17 protein-coding genes and 1 tRNA gene are annotated in these 18,963 nt (G+C 71.4%); 8 read left to right on the top strand and 10 right to left on the bottom strand.

Annotated elements, in window-relative coordinates; genetic code table 11:
- Positions 1–95 precede the first annotated feature (95 nt).
- On the bottom strand, positions 96–2,948 hold the full coding sequence (locus tag ACH4TG_RS17655) for a SpoIIE family protein phosphatase (RefSeq protein WP_398243218.1): 2,853 nt from the start codon (positions 2,946–2,948) through the stop codon (positions 96–98).
- 363 nt (positions 2,949–3,311) lie between these two features.
- Between ACH4TG_RS17655 and ACH4TG_RS17650 the strand changes: the two genes are divergently transcribed.
- Positions 3,312–4,007: a hypothetical protein gene (locus tag ACH4TG_RS17650; RefSeq protein WP_398243217.1), complete on the top strand. Its 696-nt coding sequence runs from the start codon at positions 3,312–3,314 to the stop codon at positions 4,005–4,007.
- A gap of 370 nt (positions 4,008–4,377) precedes the next feature.
- On the opposite strand, the gene ACH4TG_RS17645 is transcribed toward ACH4TG_RS17650, so the two are convergent.
- The gene (locus tag ACH4TG_RS17645) at positions 4,378–5,280 is read right to left on the bottom strand and encodes a transketolase family protein (protein ID WP_398243216.1); all 903 of its coding nucleotides are present in this window, start codon (positions 5,278–5,280) and stop codon (positions 4,378–4,380) included.
- A gap of 17 nt (positions 5,281–5,297) precedes the next feature.
- Positions 5,298–6,050: a transketolase gene (locus tag ACH4TG_RS17640; RefSeq protein WP_398243215.1), complete on the bottom strand. Its 753-nt coding sequence runs from the start codon at positions 6,048–6,050 to the stop codon at positions 5,298–5,300.
- Between the two features lie 56 nt (positions 6,051–6,106).
- On the opposite strand from ACH4TG_RS17640, the gene soxR reads away from it, so the two are divergent.
- Positions 6,107–6,571, top strand: a complete 465-nt coding sequence (gene soxR, locus ACH4TG_RS17635) for a redox-sensitive transcriptional activator SoxR (RefSeq protein WP_398243214.1) — start codon at positions 6,107–6,109, stop codon at positions 6,569–6,571.
- 80 nt (positions 6,572–6,651) lie between these two features.
- Here soxR and ACH4TG_RS17630 read toward each other — a convergent pair whose 3' ends face one another.
- Positions 6,652–6,945, bottom strand: coding sequence for a YiaA/YiaB family inner membrane protein (locus ACH4TG_RS17630; protein WP_398243213.1), 294 nt, complete (start codon positions 6,943–6,945; stop codon positions 6,652–6,654).
- A gap of 177 nt (positions 6,946–7,122) precedes the next feature.
- Here ACH4TG_RS17630 and ACH4TG_RS17625 point away from each other — a divergent pair.
- Positions 7,123–7,196 (top strand) — tRNA-Pro (locus tag ACH4TG_RS17625).
- 619 nt (positions 7,197–7,815) lie between these two features.
- Here ACH4TG_RS17625 and ACH4TG_RS17620 read toward each other — a convergent pair.
- Complete coding sequence (locus ACH4TG_RS17620; protein ID WP_398243212.1) at positions 7,816–7,962, bottom strand: hypothetical protein; 147 nt, start codon at positions 7,960–7,962, stop codon at positions 7,816–7,818.
- Between the two features lie 35 nt (positions 7,963–7,997).
- Between ACH4TG_RS17620 and ACH4TG_RS17615 the strand changes: the two genes are divergently transcribed.
- Positions 7,998–8,183 (top strand): hypothetical protein, encoded by a 186-nt coding sequence (locus ACH4TG_RS17615; RefSeq protein WP_398243211.1) that lies wholly within the window; start codon positions 7,998–8,000, stop codon positions 8,181–8,183.
- Positions 8,180–8,443, top strand: a complete 264-nt coding sequence (locus ACH4TG_RS17610) for an FG-GAP repeat domain-containing protein (protein WP_398243210.1) — start codon at positions 8,180–8,182, stop codon at positions 8,441–8,443. Before ACH4TG_RS17615 ends, ACH4TG_RS17610 begins: the two co-directional genes overlap by 4 nt.
- Positions 8,444–9,593: 1,150 nt before the next feature.
- Here the strand turns inward: ACH4TG_RS17610 and ACH4TG_RS17605 are convergent.
- The 3 genes from ACH4TG_RS17605 to ACH4TG_RS17595 are packed head-to-tail and all read right to left on the bottom strand — an operon-like array spanning position 9,594 to position 12,496.
- A complete protein-coding gene (locus ACH4TG_RS17605) occupies positions 9,594–10,442 on the bottom strand; it encodes an SMP-30/gluconolactonase/LRE family protein (protein ID WP_398243209.1) in 849 nt (282 codons plus the stop codon).
- Positions 10,443–10,493: 51 nt separating this feature from the next.
- The gene (locus ACH4TG_RS17600) at positions 10,494–11,531 is read right to left on the bottom strand and encodes a hypothetical protein (protein WP_398243208.1); all 1,038 of its coding nucleotides are present in this window, start codon (positions 11,529–11,531) and stop codon (positions 10,494–10,496) included.
- Positions 11,528–12,496, bottom strand: coding sequence for an acetylxylan esterase (locus ACH4TG_RS17595; RefSeq protein WP_398243207.1), 969 nt, complete (start codon positions 12,494–12,496; stop codon positions 11,528–11,530). The genes ACH4TG_RS17600 and ACH4TG_RS17595 overlap by 4 nt, the downstream gene beginning before the upstream one ends.
- 448 nt (positions 12,497–12,944) lie before the next feature.
- Between ACH4TG_RS17595 and ACH4TG_RS17590 the strand changes: the two genes are divergently transcribed.
- The 3 genes from ACH4TG_RS17590 (at position 12,945) to ACH4TG_RS17580 (ending at position 16,250) form a co-directional block, all read left to right on the top strand.
- Positions 12,945–14,018, top strand: a complete 1,074-nt coding sequence (locus ACH4TG_RS17590) for a Gfo/Idh/MocA family protein (RefSeq protein WP_398243206.1) — start codon at positions 12,945–12,947, stop codon at positions 14,016–14,018.
- Between the two features lie 115 nt (positions 14,019–14,133).
- Positions 14,134–15,297 (top strand): mandelate racemase/muconate lactonizing enzyme family protein, encoded by a 1,164-nt coding sequence (locus ACH4TG_RS17585; RefSeq protein WP_398243205.1) that lies wholly within the window; start codon positions 14,134–14,136, stop codon positions 15,295–15,297.
- Positions 15,298–15,305: 8 nt separating this feature from the next.
- Positions 15,306–16,250, top strand: a complete 945-nt coding sequence (locus tag ACH4TG_RS17580; RefSeq protein WP_398243203.1) for a hypothetical protein — start codon at positions 15,306–15,308, stop codon at positions 16,248–16,250.
- A gap of 72 nt (positions 16,251–16,322) precedes the next feature.
- Here ACH4TG_RS17580 and ACH4TG_RS17575 read toward each other — a convergent pair whose 3' ends face one another.
- Positions 16,323–18,035 (bottom strand): IlvD/Edd family dehydratase, encoded by a 1,713-nt coding sequence (locus ACH4TG_RS17575; RefSeq protein WP_398243202.1) that lies wholly within the window; start codon positions 18,033–18,035, stop codon positions 16,323–16,325.
- Positions 18,036–18,065: 30 nt separating this feature from the next.
- Positions 18,066–18,893, bottom strand: a complete 828-nt coding sequence (locus ACH4TG_RS17570) for an ABC transporter ATP-binding protein (protein ID WP_398243201.1) — start codon at positions 18,891–18,893, stop codon at positions 18,066–18,068.
- Positions 18,894–18,963: the final 70 nt, after the last annotated feature.

Genomic DNA, 18,963 nt, shown 5'->3' with positions numbered 1-18,963 from the left:
CGCCGCGCACCGGCCCGCGGGCCCACCCTGCCAGGGGAGTCCGGCACTCCGCCCGTGCCCGCCGCCCGCGTCACCCGCCTCCGGCGACGCACGCGCTACTCGGCGGGCGCCGTGCCCGGGGGGAGGGTCTGGGCGGACCAGATGGTCTTGCCGCGCGGGGTGTAGCGGGTGCCCCAGCGTTCGGCGAAGCTCGCCACGAGGTACAGGCCGCGGCCGCCCTCGTCGGTGTCCCCGGCCCGGCGGATGTGCGGGGAGGTGCTGCTCCCGTCGGAGATCTCGCAGACCAGGGTGCGGTCGTACAGCAGCCGCACATGGATGGGGCCGTCGGCGTAGCGGATGGCGTTGGTGACGAGTTCGCTGAGGATCAGCTCGGTGGTGAAGGAGAGCTCCTCCAGGCCCCATTGCTCCAGCTGCCGGCTGCACGCGTCACGCAGCGGGCCGACGGCCGACGGGTCGTCGGCGACGTCCCACTCCGCGACGTGGTCCGGGGCCAGCCGGTGGGTGCGGGCCACCAGCAGCGCGACGTCGTCCGCGGGGCGGGCGGGCAGCAGGGCCTCGGTCACCGCGGTGCAGGTGTCCTCCGGAGTGCGGGCGGGACCGGCCAGGGCCTTGCCGAGCAGTTCCAGGCTGGAGTCCATGTCCCGGTGGCGGTCCTCGACGAGCCCGTCGGTGTAGAGCACGAGCCGCGAGCCCTCCGGCAGGTGGCGCGTCTCGGTCTCGACGGGCAGGCCGGCGCCGAGCCCCAGCGGCGGTGAGACCGGCGGGCGCAGGAAGGCGACCGTTCCGTCGGGGTGGACCACGGCGGGCGGCGGGTGGCCGGCCGTCGCGGCGGTCACCGTGCCGGCGACGGAGTCGTAGACGACGTACAGGCAGGTGGCTCCGGTGATCGGCTGGCCGCGGTCCGGGGCGTCCTCCTGGAGGTCCGTCCGCTCCACCCATTCGTCCAGGTGCCCGAGGAGTTCGTCGGGCGGGAGGTCCAGGGCCGACAGGTTGTGCACGGCGGTGCGCAGCCTGCCCATGGTGGCGGCGGCGTGCAGGCCGTGGCCGACGACGTCGCCGACCACCAGGGCGACCCGGGCGCCCGGCAGCGGGATGACGTCGAACCAGTCGCCGCCGACGCCGGCCTGCGCGGGCAGGTAGCGGTACGCGACGTCCATGGCGCCCTGCCGGGGCACCCCGCGGGGCAGCAGGTTGCGCTGCAGCGTCACCGCCATGGAGTGCTCGCGGGTGTAGCGGCGGGCGTTGTCGATGCACAGCGCCGCGTGCGCGGCGGCCTCCTCGGCCACCGAGATGTCGTCGGCCTCGAAGGCGGCGCGCCGGCCGTCGCGCCAGAAGATGGCCACGCCGAGCGTCACCCCGCGGGCCCGCAGCGGCACGCTGACGAACGAGCGCAGCCCGTACGCCAGGATCCGCCGGGCCCGGTCCGGGTCCTGGGTCTGCCATCCCGGCTCGACCCGCAGGTCGCGCATGAGCAGGGCGCGGCCGCTGCTCAGGCTCCGCGCCGGCGGTGTCGCGGGCCGGTACGTGAACGTGTCGCCGACCGACTGGACCGGTGCCCCGAGGCTGCCGCCGACGGCGGCCCGGTGCACCAGGGTGCTGCCGGGCTCCGGCTCGTCCCCGGCCATCACGCCGTCCACCAGGTCGACGGTGACGAGGTCGGCGAACTCCCCGGCGCCCCAGTCGGCCAGTTCCTCGGCGGACCGCTTCACATCCAGGGTCGTCCCGATCGCCGAGCTCGCCTCGTGCACCAGCCTCAGCCGCCCGCGGGCGCGATCGACGGTATGGGACAGGGCGCTCAGCTCGGTGGAGTCCCGCAGGGTCGCCACGCTGCCGGGAGGCCCGCCGTCGCGGTCGGTGGAGCGCAGGTTGAGCACCAGCACCCGATCTCCGGCGGCGAACACCTGGTCGCTGACGGGGTCGCCCGCGGCCAGCACGCCGGCCAGCGGCTCGCCGAGCCCCAGCTCGGCGATCGGCCGGCCCTCCACGTCCGCGGGCAGGTCGAGCAGCCGGCGTGCCTCGTCGTTGGCCAGCAGAAGGCGCTTGTCGCCGCCGACGATGACCACTCCCTCGCGTACGGCGTGCAGCACGGCGTCGTGGTGCTTGTACATCCGCGCCATCTCGTACGGTCCCAGACCGTGGGTCTGGCGGCGGAGCCGGCGGGTGACCAGGGCGGTGCCTCCGGTGGACAGGCCCAGGGCGAGCACGCCGCCGATGGCCAGGTACGGGATCTGGCGGTTGGTGACGCCGCTGATCTTCTTCACGGTGATGCCGGCGGACGACAGCCCGACGACCTTGTGGTTGGCGTCCTCGATGGGCACGACGGCCTGCACCAGGCGGCCGATGGTCCCGTTGACCGTCTCGGTGATGGGGCGTCCGTGCAGGGGCTGGTCGATGTCGCCGACGAACTTCTTGCCGATCCGGTCGGGCTTGGGGTGGGTGTAGCGCACCCCGTGCGCGTCGGTGATCACGATGAAGTCGACGCCCGCCGCCTTGCGGGCGGCCTCGGTCTGCGGCTGGAGGATCGCGGTGGGGTTCGGCGCGTGCAGGGCGGCGGCCACCCCGGGGGAGTGCGCGAACGTCTCGGCGACGGCGAGCGAGCGGTTGCGGGCCTCGGAGGTGCTGTCGTGCCGCGACTGCGCCACCTGCTCGATCACGGCGACCGCGACGAGCAGCAGCACGATCACCGCCTGGAGGACGAAGACCTGGCCGGCGAGGCTGTGCACACGCAGCGCGTTTCGCAGGCCGCGCCTCGGAGTCTCCCGCGCGGCGTCGCTCACCGGACGCGGGTGCCCGTGCTGCGGCTTGCGGGGGCCGGGGGAGGTGGGCCCGGGCCGAGACGCGCCGGATCGAAACCGGCCGGACCGAGACGTGCCGGTCGTGCCGGTTCGGGGCGGCGGTACACGGAGAGCCGTGCCCTCGGACCGGGGACGGCCCGCAATTCGAGCCATGGGGTCATATGTACAGGAAATATGCAAATCGGGCCAGTGTGAGGGCGGCTTTCTTGGCAAGGATGCTCGCGGGATCCTGCCGCGGGGGTGCCGGCGGGGCCTGGCGGCCTGACGGCGGGGCGCCCGCGGGTCCAGGTGGACGGGCCGGGGTGGACGGGCCGGGGTGGACGGGCCGGGGTGGACGGGCCGGGCGGGCCTGGCGGGCACCTGCCGATCCCGGTCAGCGGCCCGCCACGGGCCGTACGCGGGGGCCGTGCGTGTGGGCCGCACGCGGGGCTGAACGCCCGTGGTTCGCAACGGACTTGACCGCTCGGGGCGCGCGCTGGGATCCTGCCCGCCCTTGAGACTTCGGGAGACCCTGCGATGGCCCACACCTTTGCCCACGCCGGCCTGGCGCGGGCCGCCGAGCTGGCCGCTCAGAGCCAGCCGATACCCGGCATCGGCGGCCGGACGGCATTCATCCTCGTCGCGGCCGTCGTCGTGGTCATCGCCGTCATCGCGGTGATCCCGATGATCATGGACGTCCGCCGGGCCACCGCGTGGCGCCAGCAGCTCACCGACCACCTCATCGACCAGGCCGCCACCGACGCCGACGTCCGCGACTTCCTGCGCGACATGCGCGAGCCCCGCGGCGTCCGCGGCCTCACCCGCAGCATCATCGCCGTCCTCATCCTGGCCCTCGTCGGCTTCGCCCTCGCCGTCGCGATGCTCTCCTCCGGCGCCGACTCCGGCGACCTGCGCAAGACCATCGTCACCGCCCTCATGACGGTCCTCGCCACCGTCGCGGGCTTCTACTTCGGCACTCTGGGCGCCCAGAACAGCGCGGAGGACGCGCGGCGTCACGTCCTGGGCGCGCGTCCGGGCGCGACGAAGCCCGGCACCGGCACGGACGGCGGCTCGGCCGGGGGCGGCGGTGCGGCGGGCAGCCCCGCGGGTGCGGGCGGCGAGGCGCCGTCGCCGGCAGCACCGCCCGCCTCTGCTGCGGCCGGCACGCCCGAGCCCGCGACGGCCGCGGACGCCGGCGACGCGGAGGACGGCCCCGAGCCGGCGGGCGCGTAAGGGCGACGCAGCGCCGCTGACCGTGTGGCGGCAAGCCCGCTGACAGCGATGTGGGCTACTGCCAGCGCGCCCCGCGCACGGGCCCCGGTCGAAGCCCGGCCGTCTTCGACCGCGCCCCGCGCACGGGCCCCGGTCGAAGCCCGGCCGGGCACGAAGGCGGGAGGTGCATGGCCACGCCTCGCGCCCGGCCGCGGGCATCTCCGCCCGGCCCGGGGGAATCCGCGGCGAGCCGGCGGGCAAACGAGCCCCGCCCGTACACATTCGGTGCTGTGCCCGCGGACATCGGCGCAGCCCCCGCGAACATCCGGGCGGGGCCCGTGCGCATCGGCACCCCCAGGACAGGCCCCAGGCAGCTCCCGGCAGCCGCCGACTACACCTCCAGGAAAGCGTCGATCCGCTCCCGCAGGGTCGCCGCGTCCAGGCCGTGGCCGGCGACGTGCTCCTGCCAGGAGCCGTAGTGGCGGAGCTCTTCGCGGCGGGTGCCCAATGCCAGTACGCGGTGCGGGAAGGAGGCCAGCGCCTCGGTCGCGAAGGGCGCCGACGTGCCGGTCAGGTAGGGCTCGACCAGCACCAGGTCGGGGCGGACCGAGCGCCCCACCGCGGCCGCGACCGTCGCCGCGTCGAACGGCCGTACCGTCGAGGCGTACAGCACCGTGACGTCCCGGCCGGCCGTCGCCTCCAGCACCGCGTCCAGCATCGGCCCGACGGCCAGCACCACCGCGCCGCGCCCCTCGCGGACCACCTGGAAGCGGCCCGGCGTGGCCGGCAGCGGCTCGGCGTTGGCGTGGTCGCTCAGCCGCACGTACACCCGCCGGTCGCCGTCCGCCGCCGCGTGCCGCAGCAGCGCCTCCGCCTCGTCCGGGTGCCCCGGCACGTGCACCGTCCAGCCGTCCAGCGTGTCCAGCAGCGCGACGTCGCCGGGGGACTGGTGGGTGCGGCCGCCGGCCGCGATGTCGTACGAGGCGCCGGCGCTCACCAGGACTGCGCCCACGCCCTGATGCCCCAGGTCCAGCTTGACCTGCTCGAACGGCCGCTCCACCAGGAAGCTGGCGAAGGTGTGCACGATCGGCCGCAGCCCGGTCAGGGCGAGCCCGCCGGATGCCCCGACCAGCAGCTGCTCGCGGATCCCCACGTCGATCACCCGATCCGGATGGGCGCGTGCCGCGTCCTTGAAGCGGTCCGAGGAGATCACCGCGAGGACCAGGGCGAGCCGCGGGTCGGCGTCCAGCAGTTCGGTCGTGACGGTGGCGAAACGCTCACGCATGGTGTCCATCGAAGTACCCCCGTGTCCTAGTGGTTGGCGTTGCCGGTGACGTGCGTGGCCTGGGCGGCGCTCGCCGCGTCCTTGGGCTCGACCCGGGCCACGACCGCGTGCGGGCGCCCCGGATGCGGCGCCATGAACGCCTCGAACAGGGCCTGGTGGTCGCGGCCGTCGACGGTCACCGCCGACCAACCCTCGGCCTCGAACCGGGAGGCCAGCCCGCCGCGCCACCCGTACGTCGCCGAGGAGTTGTCCACCGCCACCACGTTCAGCTGCTCCAGGCCGACGGCGCCGGCGTACTGCACGGCCTCGTGGCTGCTGCCCTCGTCCATCTCGGCGTCGCCGACCAGCACCCACACCCGCGGCTCGGTCAGCCCCTGCGCCCGCAGGCCCAGCGCGCTGCCCGCGCCGAGCGCCAGGCCGTGCCCGAGCGAGCCCGAGCCGATCTCCACGCCCGGCACCAGCGTGCGGTCGGGGTGGTGGCCGAGCGGCGAGTCGTACGCCCCGAAGCCGGTGAGCCACTCCTCGGGGAGGAAGCCGCGCGCGGCCAGCACCGCGTAGTACGCCATCGGGCCGTGGCCCTTGGACAGCAGGAAGCGGTCGCGCCCGGGGTCGTCCGCGGTCTCCGGGGAGACCCGGAGCACGCGGTCGTAGAGCACCCACAGGACGTCGAGCGTCGAGGTGGCGGCCGGTCCGTGCTTCTCGTCCCCGGTCATGCGCGACATCAGTCCGCGCAGGTCGTCGTACCCGTAGTGTGGGCGGGTCCCCGTCATGGTTGCCATGGCGACGACTGTGCAACTTCAAGCCCGCTTGAGGTCAAGCGCTACGCTCGGTGTGTATGAAGCTCACTTCGCGCGACCTGCTCCCCATCGGCGAGCTGGCCGCCCGCAGCGGCCACGCCGCGTCCGCCCTGCGCTACTACGAGGACGTCGGCCTGATCCACGCCGAACGCACCGCCGGCGGCCAGCGCCGCTACCGCCGCGCGACCCTGCGCCGGCTCGCCTTCATCCGCGCCGCCCAGCGCATCGGCCTCAGCCTGGACGAGGTCCGCGAGGCGCTGGCCCAGCTGCCGGAGGACCACGTGCCGACGACCGCGCAGTGGAACCGCATCGCGACGGCGTGGCAGCAACGGATCGACGAGCAGATCGCCGAGTTGCAGCGGCTGCGGGGCCGCCTCACCGAGTGCGTGGGATGCGGCTGCCTGTCGGTGAGCCGCTGCAGCCTGTCCAATCCCGCGGACGTGGCGGCCCGGCTCGGCTCGGGGGCCCGGTATCTGCTCGGGGACGACCCGGAGGTGGGGTGAAGTGGTTCTGGTCGCCCCGTTCCCGGAGTGGCCGCCGGGCCGCCCGCCGTCCCCTGGCACGGCGACCCGGCGACCAGGTCTCAGACCCCCTCGACCTTGAAGGGGTCGTGCTCGGCGAGCAGCTTGTCCAGCCGGGCCTGGTCCACCCGGTTCGTGACCTGCCCGATCTCCTGCCGGTCCCGGATGACCTTGGCCAGCGTGAACGCCGAGGTCACCACATAGAGCAGCCCCACGGCCAGGAAAGCCCGAATCCAGGCCCCCACCGGCAGATAGGCCACTCCCACCACCATCGCACCCAGCGACAGCGCGAACGAGATCGCAGCCTGGACGGCGAACGCGGCCGTCGTCTGCTGCGGAGGAATCACCTTCGACATGCCCCCACGATCCCGCCCCTGTGACCCGCCCCACATGAGTACCCCTACTCAACCCGCCTGGGCCCTTCCCCCTACCTCCGCCCCCCGCCCCCAGGGTGCGCGCGAACACCCCCCGAGGTGCGGTATTGTTCTCGTGCAAGGTCACCCCGGGGGCAAGCCCCCGAACCGACCAAGCACCGGGACGTGGCGCAGCTTGGTAGCGCACTTGACTGGGGGTCAAGGGGTCGCAGGTTCAAATCCTGTCGTCCCGACGGTGTTTGTGCAGGTCAGAGGCCGCTTCCGCTATGCGGGGGCGGCCTTTGGTGTCTGTATTGTCCGGGTTCGAATGTGAGAACTTGTGAGAGGCACGGGCGAATGCCTGTATTTCCGCAGGTCAGCGGGCTGGTCGTGTGCGCATCACGTGACACGTGTCATTGAGTGCCGACCGTAGTCGAGCCGCCTCGGCGTTCATTTTGTTGCCCCAGAGAACTGGATAGCGGGCCTGTGCTTGCCGCCTTGACCGTCGGGAGGAACTGACCGGGGGTAAGTCCGGTGAGCGGCAGTCCGCGCACTTTGCGGACCTCGCCGGGCGCGGATGGACGGACGGAGTACCGCGCACGCGGCCGCCGGGTGAGCGGTCCGCGCGTTACAGCGCAGTAGGAAACCGGAGGCACGGCGCCCGGTGGCTGGGCGGCTCCCTCGGATTCCAGCCCCTGTTGACCGACGCCGTCGCCTTCGACCACGCCGTGCCGGCCGGCGCCATGTCTTCGGGCTCCAGGACGCATCCCGCCCCTCACCGTTAGGCTTGACGGGTTGTCGGCCGCTTGCTGGGGATGCCGTGGACAGCGGGCGCGTGATGAGGCTGACGTTCGAGGGCGAGCCCGACAGCGATCAGGTCGAGTTGGACGAGCTGACCGTCCAACTCAGGGCGAATCTGCTGGAGACCGACGTCGACGACGTGGAGTTCGTGCGCTCGGAGGACGTGTCAGCGGGCGCGAAGCCCATGGAGGCGATCGCCGTCGGTGCGCTAGCAGTCACCCTGTCGCCGATCGCTCTGCGCGGAGCCCCTGCAGATGGTGGAGACCTGGCTCGCAACGCGGCGCCTTCGCAAGGCGCGCATCGTCCTCGGCGACGATACCTCCGAACTGGAACAGGCTTCCTCCGAGCAGCAGCAGCGACTCGTCGAGATGTTCGTCGCAGGCCATCGGCCCGTCACGGATGCAGAGCCGAAGCCACCCCGAGGTGCCCCAGCCGCGTGATCGAGGAGCGGAGCACAGCGGTGAACGTGCCCGGTAGTCGCCACGCCCTGCGAATCGCCCCCTGTGCCCTCAACGGCGTCGGCGACCTCGACGGTGACGGCAAGGCTGACCTGACCGCCCGTGACACCACCGACATCCTGTACTTCTACAACGGCACCGGCAACGCTGCTGCACCGTGCGCCGCCCGCGTACAGATCGGCTGCCGGGTGGAGTGCGTACAACTCCATGATCGGGGTTGGGGTTTGGAGCGGCGACGGTAAGCCGGACCTGGTCACCCGGGACGCGAACGGCCTGCTCTACCTCTACCAGGGCACAGGAAGCAGCCCGCGGTCTGGGCGCCCAAGGCCCAGGTGGGCACCAACTGGAGCATTTACACGCTGCTCTTCTGATCTCCTCTCGCAAGACGCTGTGGGCAACCGCCCGGCCCCCCCGGGACGGTTGGCCACAGCAGTTCAGCCCAGATCGTCGAAGCGGCTGCCATCGCACCCTGCTCAGCGGCCGGACCTGGCCGTGGGCGGCAGCGTTCACTGCAAGCTGGAACAGGTTCGGGCAGACCCACCGGCCGGTATTTGACGACCCGCTCGCGCACATGCTCAAGGGCCGCCCCCTGAACACCAACCCGGGATCGGCGTCGAATTGCTGGAGCCCCAGGGTCTCGGTGAAGGGCTGGAGATTCGCGGCAGTGCAGGTGCTGTCGGGTATGCGGTAGCCGTGGAGGTTCTGCTCATGCGTACGGCCAGGGCTTGTGACGATGAGCACCGCGGTCCAGACCATGGAGGTCGCCACAACTGCGGCCGTCGCCACCACCCACATCCGTGTACCCGTCCACCGGGCGGCGGGCGGTTGGGGCGAGAGACGCCTGCCCCCGTGCAGTTCTTCTCGCTGCGGTCCACCTTCGCGTCGTCGCCTGCCAGTTCCGGCTCGGTGATCATGTGCGGCCCCCTGCCCGTTGCCCGACATTGCTGCCGAGAACGGCGGGTGGACGCGGCTCCTCCCGGCGTCAGGGCCTCTGAAGGGTATGCATAGAACTTCCTTGCCGTCGAACAAGGTTGAACAAGGAGTTCATGATGTGCGATCTATGACCACCTGTTGGACACCGTCGCGGCAACGGCCAGGTATGGGCTTTCTGCCGGAGTCGCTGCGCCGGGCATGACGACATCTCGCCACGCACGCCGGCCTCCGCTACCGCACCCGCCCCGCGGCGGGCGGATGCTTGTGTGACCGGCACGTCGCTGCCGCTCGCCTGGCCCGCCGGAGGCCGCCGGGTTCCTGACCGCCGGCCATCCGGGCACGATCGGCCGGCGCCCTGTGGAGGCCGTGGCGGGGGACGGTGCCAAATCGGCGCGTGCGTTGCGTGCGAGTCCGCTGCTGGCCGTGCCGGTCGATCGCCCTCGCCCGTTACGGGTCTGCTCAGCCGGCGAAGGTCGTCGCGGGCAGCCCGCGGACACCCGGCTCCGCACGGAAGACCGCTCCTGCGGCTGGGTGGGGAGAGTCTTCCCCTGCTCGGGACGTGGTGATGTACAGCTCGTCGAGTTGTTCCCCGCCGAATGCGCAGGCGGTGACCTTGCGGACCGGCAGCTGGATCACCTCCTCGAGCACGCCGCCGGCCGAGTAGCGCCGAACCGCGGAGCCCTCCCACATCGCGACCCAGACACCTCCTTCCGCGTCCACCGCGAGTCCGTCGGGTAGTCCGGCCGTCTCCGGCAGGGACACGAACGGTCGCCGGTTGCACAGCCCGTCGTCCGGCGCGTGGTCGAACCGGTCGATCCGCCGGGTGGGCGTGTCGACGTAGTAGGCGCAGTCGCCGTCGGCCGTCCAGCCGAGCCCGTTGGAGAGCGAGACGGAGGTGACCACGGTGTCTACCGTGCCGTCAGGAAGCACCCGGTGGAGGGCGGCGCGGTCAGAGGCGCCGGAGCGGGACAGCGTACCGACGTAGAAGTTGCCTGCGGGGTCGCAGCACCCTTCGTTGCACCTCAAATCCGGGTCCTCGACCACGACGGCCAGGACCCGCAGAGGCCCGTCGAGCGTCTCGGCGACCACCACGTCCCGCTCCCGCGCCAGCACCATTCCGCCGCTTGCGCGCGGACGCAGCGCGGCGGCCACGGTGCCGACATGCCGCAGGTGCAGATTGCCCGAACCGTCCATGCGCAGCAGGTCGCCGGCGAGCATATCGACGTGGACCAAGCCGCCCCAGTCGGGCCACCACACGGGGCCTTCCCCGTGATACGCCCCGGCCCGGGTGACCTGTTCGGCCTTCATCGGCTCGTGTCCTCATTCTGTGAGTAGCGGTTTCGCGCAGCGCGTCGGGACTCACAGCGATACGACGACCGTCCCCCGCTCGTCGGTGCCGAGGTCGTTGAAGAGCACCGCGGAGCCGTCCGGCGCGAACACCGGGTGCGGATGCCATGGGTGCCGGGTGGCCTGGGTGCGGGCCAGCCGGCGGGTCGCGCCGTCGGCCATGTCCACCAGCAGGACGTCGGAGACCCCGCCGGCGTTCTGCCAGCCGCGCCCCGGTGCGTCGGTCGGACCGGTGGTGTCGACGACGGCGTACCGGCCGTCGCGGCTCACGTCGCAGTGCCAGTACCGGTCGCCGGCGCTGACCAGCCGCGGCGGGCGGTCGTCAGGGGTTGCGAGGTAGAGGCCGCGCGGCCCGACCTCGCTGTCTCCGTAGGCGACGGCGACCACCGCAAGGTCGTGGTGGCACCACCGTTCGTGGCCCACGGCGACGAACGCGCCGGGCCTCTCGGAGATCTCGTACTGATCGAGCACGCACATCCCGTTCGGGGCCCGCTCAGGGTGCCAGGCCCAGACCCGGTCGGGGGTCTGGATCGCGATTCCCTCGTGGCTGAAGGCGATCCACCGCTCGTCGTACGGGCTGCGGGCGATGTGGTTCGCCCACCAGGTCTTCTGGAAGACGCGCGTCGCCGTGCCCGTGGACACCTCGATCTCCCAGCCCGACCAGGTGTTGTGACCCTCGGTGCCGACGGCGACGCGCGACCCGTCGTGCGTCAGGCTCAGCAGGTGGTCTAGCGCGAGACCGGCCGGCGCCCGCCACACGGGTTCGAGCGAACCGCCGGGGTCGGCGACCCAGAGCACGTCGTCGTGGGCCACGGCCATCCGGCCGGTGTCGCGGGCGAAGTCGGGGAGGACCAGGGCGTCGGTTCCGTAGCCGTCGGGCGGGAGTTCGTGCAGCACCCGCTCGTCCCGTGCCTCATCGGGCCGCCACCGGACGCTGAAGATCCGGGCCGCGTCAAGGTCGTAGCGGACCAGGGCGACGCGGTCGCCGTCCGCGTGGAAGCCGTTGCTGTGCGGGTAGGTCAGATGGGCATCGCGGAGGAGGAGGCTCATCGCGCGAGGTACTTCGTGATCCAGCGGAGCACCCGGGCCTCCTGGAACGGGCCACCGCCCTCATGCGCGTTGAACGGGTACACCGCCATGTCCTTCTCCCCTTGGTACGCGTTGTAGGCGGCGAACACCGTGGACGGCGGACAAACCTCGTCCTGGAGCCCCACGGAGAACAGCGCGGGAGCCTTGCCACGCGCCGCCATGTGCACGCCGTCGAAGTAGGCCAGGGTGCGGAACGCGGGCTCCACGTGGTCGCGGTGGGCTTTGAGATAGAGCGCGATCTCCTGGTACGGGTTCGTCGGCGAGGCGAACGCCGCGCGGTCGAAGTGGCACAGGAACGGGACGTCCGGCGCGATCGCGAGGAGGTCAGGCACCAGGGCTCCGACCGCCAGTGTCAGGCCGCCGCCCTGGCTGGCGCCGACGGCCGCGGTGCGCGCGGGGTCCACGAGGGGATGCGAGCGCGCGGCCTCGACCGCCCGCACCGCGTCGGTGTACACGCGCCGGTAGTAGTACTGCTCCGGATCGAGGACGCCACGCGTCATGTGCCCGGCTCCCGCAGGGCCCGAACCCACCGGGTCGGCCGTGTCACCGACGTTGCCGCCGCTGCCCTGGCCGCGCGTGTCCATGATGAAGTGTGCATAGCCGGCCAGCGGCCACAGGCCCCAGACGTGCGGAAGGCTGCGTCCGCCGCTGTAGCCGGCGTAGTGCATGACCAGTGGCAGCGGCTCGGTCGCGGCGGCCGGGACGGTGAACCAGCCCTTGATCGGGTGGCCGCCGAACCCGGCGAAAGTGACGTCGTAGGTGCGGGTTCCGACGAGCCCGGTGTCGACCTCCTCGAAGACTGCGGTCAGCGGGAACTGCCGGGCCTCGGCAAGGGTGGCGGCCCAGAAGGCGTCGAAGTCACCCGGCGCCTCGATGTCCGCGCGGTAGGTCCTTAGCTCTTCGAGTGGCATGTCGTAGTCGAGCATGTGGTTCCCTCTGGCCTTTCCGAGTATCAGTGGGTTGCGCGATCTTGTAGGCGACTGGGGATCGGTCCGCGGCGAGGGTGACGGCGGTGCTTCCGCCCCCCGTCCACGGCTGATGCTGAAACGCCTCTTGCGGGCTGATCCGACGTGAACGGAATCACCGAAGACGACGGTCCTCCTGGACGAGGTTCCCGCTCGCAGGAGGGCGGGCGAACGGCGCCGACGCTAGCTATGACACGTTAAAGTGTCAATGGCGGTGCCCACCCGGCATCCGCATCATGGACCTGTCGTCGCATACGAGTTCTGCGGTGGGTCAGGTTCGGAGTTCGCCAGGTTTGAACTGGTCGACACCGGCCCATGCTTGACATAGCGTGTTAACGCTTTAATTCTGGAGTCCAGCTCACCACCACCGCACCTTGAGCATCGCCATCGGCGATATGAGGAGTCATCCATGGCACGGCCGTACCGGACGGCGATCATCGGAGCCGGCAGCATCGCCGAGGACGCCCACATCCCTGCGGTGCGTGCGGCGAGCAAGGACCTCGAGCTCGTGGCCGTGGCGGACGCGGACTCTGCGCGGGCCGCGGAATTCGCCGCGCGCCATGCTGTCGCGGCCGACTACGACGACCCGCTCGCGATGCTCGCCGCCGAGTTGCCGGACCTCGTCCTGATCTGCACGCCGTCCGCCACCCACGCCGAACTGACCGTCGCGGCCCTGCGGGCCGGGGCGTGGGTGTACTGCGAGAAGCCGCTGTGCGGGTCGCTGGCCGATCACGACCGGATCCTGGCGGCGGAGCAAGCGACGGGGCGGTTCTGCGCCCCGGTCTTCCAGTGGCGCGCCGGTTCCGGGGCCACCCATCTCCGGGCGCTTATGCGCAGCGGCCGGATCGGACCGCCACTGCTGGCCCTGTGCCAGACGACCTGGTACCGGGGGGCCGACTACTACGCTGCGCCCTGGCGGGGCCGACGGGCGACGGAACTCGGCGGGGCCACAGTCACCCAGGGGATCCACGCCATGGACCTGTTGCTGTGGCTGATGCCGGACTGGGCCGAAGTCAGCGCCCGGATTGCCACCGTGGACCGGCCACTGGAGACCGAGGACGTCTCGCTGGCCCACGTCGCCTTCGCCTCGGGGGCGCAGGCCTCGATCGTGAACAGCGTGGTGTCGGCGAGCCAGGAGTCCTACCTGCGGATCGACTGCCGCCAGGCCAGTGTCGAGCTGCGGCACCTGTACGAATACCGGAACGAGCACTGGAAGTTCACCGCGGCCCCCGATCAGCCGCCGGCCGCCCCGGGATGGGACACGATCGGAGCGGCGGTCGCCGCACATCAGACGCCGCAGCTGGCGAAGGTCGTGGCCGCCATGCGGCGCGGCGAGCCGCCGGAGCACACCGCGACGGATGCACGCCGCACCACCGAGTTCCTCACCAGCCTGTACAAGTCCGCGCTTACCGCTCAGCCGGTCGAGCGCGGTTCGATCGGCCCGGACGATCCCTTCTATCGCTCGTGGTGGGGGGAGGCATGATCCGGTTCACCTCCCGCGGCGTCGATCTTCTCCCCAACTGGCGATGCCGCGCATCGACGACGGCAGCTTCTGGGCCGATCCCAGTCAGGTACGGCAGAACGGAGCGGCCCGACCGATGAAGATCACTGACGTCGAGATCCTGACCCTGCCGGACGGCGACCAGGCCATGGTGCTGGCCGTGGTGCACACCGAGTCCGGCCTGCACGGGTTGGGCGAGATCGGTCTGCGCGACCGCTACCTGGCGGTGCGCGGGGCGCTGGAGCATCTGCGGCCGCTGCTCATCGGCCAGGACGCGTCCCGCATCGAGCACCTGTGGCAGACCATGGCCCGCAACGGCTTCTACCCGGCCGACCGGATCGTGGCGTCCGCCGTCGCGGCCGTGGACGTCGCCCTGTGGGACCTCGCCGGCAAGCGGTTCGGCGTTCCCACCTACGAACTGCTGGGCGGCCGGGTCCGGGACTACGTGCCCTGCTACGCCCACGTGCCCGGCGACAACGCCCCACCGACCGAGTTCCTCGCGGCCTGCCGCGCCCTGGTCGCCGACGGCTGGCGGCACCTCCGCTTTGCTCCCCCGGACCCGGTCGGCGAACCCGGCACCGTGCTGCGCCGGACGATCGAACGGTTCCACAGCGCGCGCGCCGCGCTCGGCCACGACGTCGAGTTGATCATCGACGTCCACACCCGGCTGCGGGCCGCCGATGCGGTGACTCTGTGCCGGGAGGTCGAGGGTGCGCGGCCGTACTTCGTCGAGGATCCGCTGCGGGCCGAGGGGCTGGAGTCCTATCGGATGCTGCGTTCCCGGACCGCTGTGCCGCTGGCGGCCGGCGAGCAACTGGGGTCCAAGTGGGAATTCCGACGGCTGGTCGAGGAGGACCTGGTGGATGTGGCCCGGATCGACGTCGGCATCGCCGGCGGGATCACCGAGGCGCGGAAGATCGCGGGTTGGTGCGAGACGCACTACATCGACATCGCGACGCATGTACCGTGTGGGCCGGTCAACGCAGCGGCCGCACTGCATCTCAACCTGGCGACGTCGAATGTCCGCGTGCAGGAGCAGACGCGGATGTCGGCCCGAGGCTCGGAGCGAGCCGGGGGTGGCCAGACCACACCTGAGTTCTTCGACATCGGCTTCACTTCCGCCGCGGGCCGCCTGACCCCGTCGGGGCGGCCCGGTCTCGGGGTCGAGATCGACCTCGCCGCCGCACGCGCCGCCCCCGAGCCCCGCCCCGCCGAGCGTTCCCCGCTGCACCGTCCCGACGGCACCTACACGAACTGGTGAGTACGCACATGGCCTCTCGGATCCCGCTCGGCGTCACCACCGACCCCGAGTACGGCGGCCGCTGGACCTCCCTGACCGGCGGCGGCCGTGAATGGCTGTGGTCACGCGATGAGCCCCGCCGCGCCACGGCCCGCCCAGGTGACCAATTCGCCGACGCGGGCGGGCTGGAGGAGTGTGTTCCCACCATCAGCGGGTCGCCGGACCACGGCTCGGTGTGGGCGCTGCCATGGTCGGCCCAGGAGGCGGCCGGGGCGGCCACCTGCAGCGCCGAGGCCGGTGCAGCCAAACCCACCTGGGCAGCGCGCCGTGACCGCACCGGTCCAGGTGATGCCGTCGGCAGTGGTCTCGGCCTGGGCCTCAAGGTGCGGACTGGAGAATTCGCCCTCTCTCGTACAATCTGCGTCGTCGACGGCGCGATCGTTGCCGACTACCGCCTGGCCGCCGAGCCGGGCTTCCGTTTCATCTGGGCCGCCCATGGGCTGCTCGACCTGTCGGACGAAGCCCAGCTCCAAGCCCCGGTCGGCACGCCGACCAGGATCTTCCGGGAAGATCGCCCCCGCCTCCTGAGTCCCTGGCCGACCCGCGCGCCCTACCTCGAAGGTCCGTGGCCGTCCCCAGCAGGATTCCCGCTGAACCGGCTCGGCCCGGCCGACGGCACGGCGATCGCCGCGACGATCTCCACCCCCTCCCTCGCGGTGGAGGACGGTCACCACCGCCTTCACTTCCACCTCGAAGCCGAGGGCGAGCAGCCGATCTCCGTCGCTCTGTGGCGCAACCTCGGCGGCTGGCCGGCGAACCACCCGTACCGCAGCATCGGGATCGAACCCATGCTCGGCCGCGTCTTCGTCCTGGACGAGGCCGAACCGGGCGACTACGCCGTCGTCCCGTCGAGCGGGGAGTCGGGCTGGCGGCTGACGATCTGGATGGAGGGTTCGCCTCCGGACCGCGGGTGAGCCAGGACTGCGAGCCGCCGCAGCCGGAACACGCTGAGGCAGCTTCGGCCAAGTCCCGGGTGTCCGTTGCGACTAGTGGGATTCGCGAGCCACGACGGAGCCGGATGATCCGATGAGAAAGTCGAGGTCGGCGCCGGTGTCAGCCTGTTGCACGTGATCGATGTAGAGCCGTTCCCATCCGCGGGTCGGCTTCGCGTAGGCTGCGGCTGCGCCTGCGGACGGCTGGCGCCTTTGCAATTCCTCGTCGGCGACTTCGATGTCTATGCGTCGTGCCGGGACGTCCAGCACGATCCAATCGCCAGTCCTGACGAGGGAGAGCGGGCCGCCGACCGCCGACTCCGGGCTGACGTGGAGCACGACGGTTCCGTATGCGGTACCACTCATCCGTCCGTCGCAGACGCGCACCATGTCGCGCACTCCCTGTGCGAGGAGCTTCTTCGGCAGCGGCATGTTGGATGCTTCGGGCATTCCTGGGTAGCCCTTGGGCCCGCAGCCTCGCAGTACGAGGACCGAGTCGGCGTCGACATCGAGGGCGGGGTCGTCGATGCGCGCCGCGAAGTCTTCGACGCTGTCGAACACGACGGCCCGGCCGCGGTGCGTCAACAGGTGCGGTGTCGCGGCTGCGGGCTTGATGATCGCGCCGGAGGGAGCGAGATTGCCGTGCAGTACGGCGATGCCCGCCTCCTGGAGCAGCGGCTCGTCGGCGGTCCGGATGATCTCGCGATCCCAGACCTCAGCGGCGTCGAGGTATGAGTCGAGTGTCCGGCCGGTGACGGTCAGGGCCTCGGGGTCGAGGAGGTAGCGGACCTCCTTGAGCACCGAGAGGAGGCCACCGGCGCGGTAGAGGTCGTCCATGAGGTGAGTGCCGGCCGGCTGAAGATTCACGAGCAGCGGGACCGCTGAACCGATCCGGTCGAAGTCCGCCATCGACAGCGGGATCTCCAACCGTCCCGCGATCGCGAGGAGATGGATGACAGCGTTGGTCGATCCGCCCAGGGCCGACAGCGCGACGATCGCGTTGTGGAAGGAGCCTGCACTGAACAGCGTGCTCGGGCGGCGGTCGTCCTGGACCATCTCCACGACAAGCCGGCCGGTCAGTTGGGCTCCCTCGCGCAATCGCGCGTCCGCGGCCGGAGTCCCGGCGAGCCCGGGCAGGACCGCACCGAGAACTTCGGCCAGCAGCCCCATGGTCGATGCCGTGCCCATCGTGTTGCAGTGCCCGGCGCTGCGGATCATCGAGGAGTCGGAGGACTGGAACTCCTCCTCACTGAGGGTGCCGGCGCGCACCTCTTCGCTCAGCCGCCAGACGTCAGTGCCACAACCGAGTGTCCTGCCACGGAACGTCCCCGACTGCATGGGGCCGCCTGGCACGACGACGGCGGGGATGTTGACCGAAGCCGCCGCCATCAGCAGGGCGGGGATCGTCTTGTCGCATCCGCCGAGGAGCACGACGCCGTCGATGGGGTTGGCGCGGAGCATCTCCTCGGTCGCCATCGCAGCCATGTTCCGCCACAGCATCGCTGTCGGCCGCATCTGGGTCTCGCCCAAGGACGGCACGGGGAGTTCGAGGGGCACGCCGCCGGCCTCCCAGATGCCGTTCTTGACGAACTGTGCGATGTCGCGGTGATGGGCGTTGCACGGGGTGAGGTCCGACGCGGTGTTCGCGATCGCGATCTGTGGGCGCCCTCCGAACGCGTCGGAGGGCACGCCGCGTCGCATCCACGCGCGGTGGATGTACGCGTTGCGATCTCCCGTGCCGTACCACTGGTCGCTGCGCAGATTCATGGTGCGTCTCTCCTGGTAGGTCCAGCCGGTTCAGGCTGCGGGTTCCGACATCGTCTCGGCACGGATGCGACGCCGCTCGGCCTGCTCGATCGGGTCCGCCACGAGGTTCGACGCCCACAACCGCTGCGTGTACGGGTGCTGCGGATGCTCCGTGACGGCCTCGGTCCGGCCATTCTCGACGATCTCGCCGCGGCGCATGACGGCGACGCTGTGCGAGATATGGCGCACGACGGCGAGGTCGTGCGAGATGAAGAGGTACGAGACCCCTGTCTTCTCCTGGATGTCGATGAGGAGGTCGAGAGCGCGCAACTGCGTCGACAGGTCGAGTGCGGAGACCGGTTCGTCGCACACTATGAGGCCGGGATCGAGCGCGAGGGCCCGTGCGATCGCGATGCGCTGCCGCTGGCCGCCCGAGAAGTCACGGGCGTGGCGTCCGAGCACGTCAGCGGGCATCGCAACCCGATCCAGCAGATCTCGAACCCGCCGGTCGGCGTCCGCTTTGCTGACGCCTCGCACGCGGAGCGGCTCGGTGAGGATGTTGCGGATGGTCATCGCCGGGTTGAGCGATGTGTAGGGATCCTGGAAGACGACCTGGACGTCGTGCGCGAGCGATCGGCGATCGCTCGCGGCCGCACGCGTGATGTCCCCACCGTTGTAGCGGATCGTGCCGGATCTGGTCGGGACGAGCCCGAGCACCGCACGCCCGAGCGTCGTCTTGCCCGATCCGGATTCTCCGACGAGCCCGAAGGTCTCACCGGCGCTGATGGACAGGGAGACGCCGTGCAGGACGTCGCGTTGCTTCCGTCCGTGGCCGTACGCGACCGTGAGGTCTTCAATTTCGAGGCGCTGTGACGACATGGCGACCGATCACCTCAACAGTCTCACTGTAGGATCAGAGAGTGCTTCAATCAGTGAGCCTACCTGACTC

The sequence above is a fragment of the Streptomyces sp. NPDC020917 genome, from assembly GCF_044333795.1.
Taxonomy (GTDB): Bacteria; Actinomycetota; Actinomycetes; order Streptomycetales; family Streptomycetaceae; genus Actinacidiphila.
Note: the sequence above shows the minus strand (reverse complement) of the source record. Positions and strands in the feature narration are given on the sequence as shown.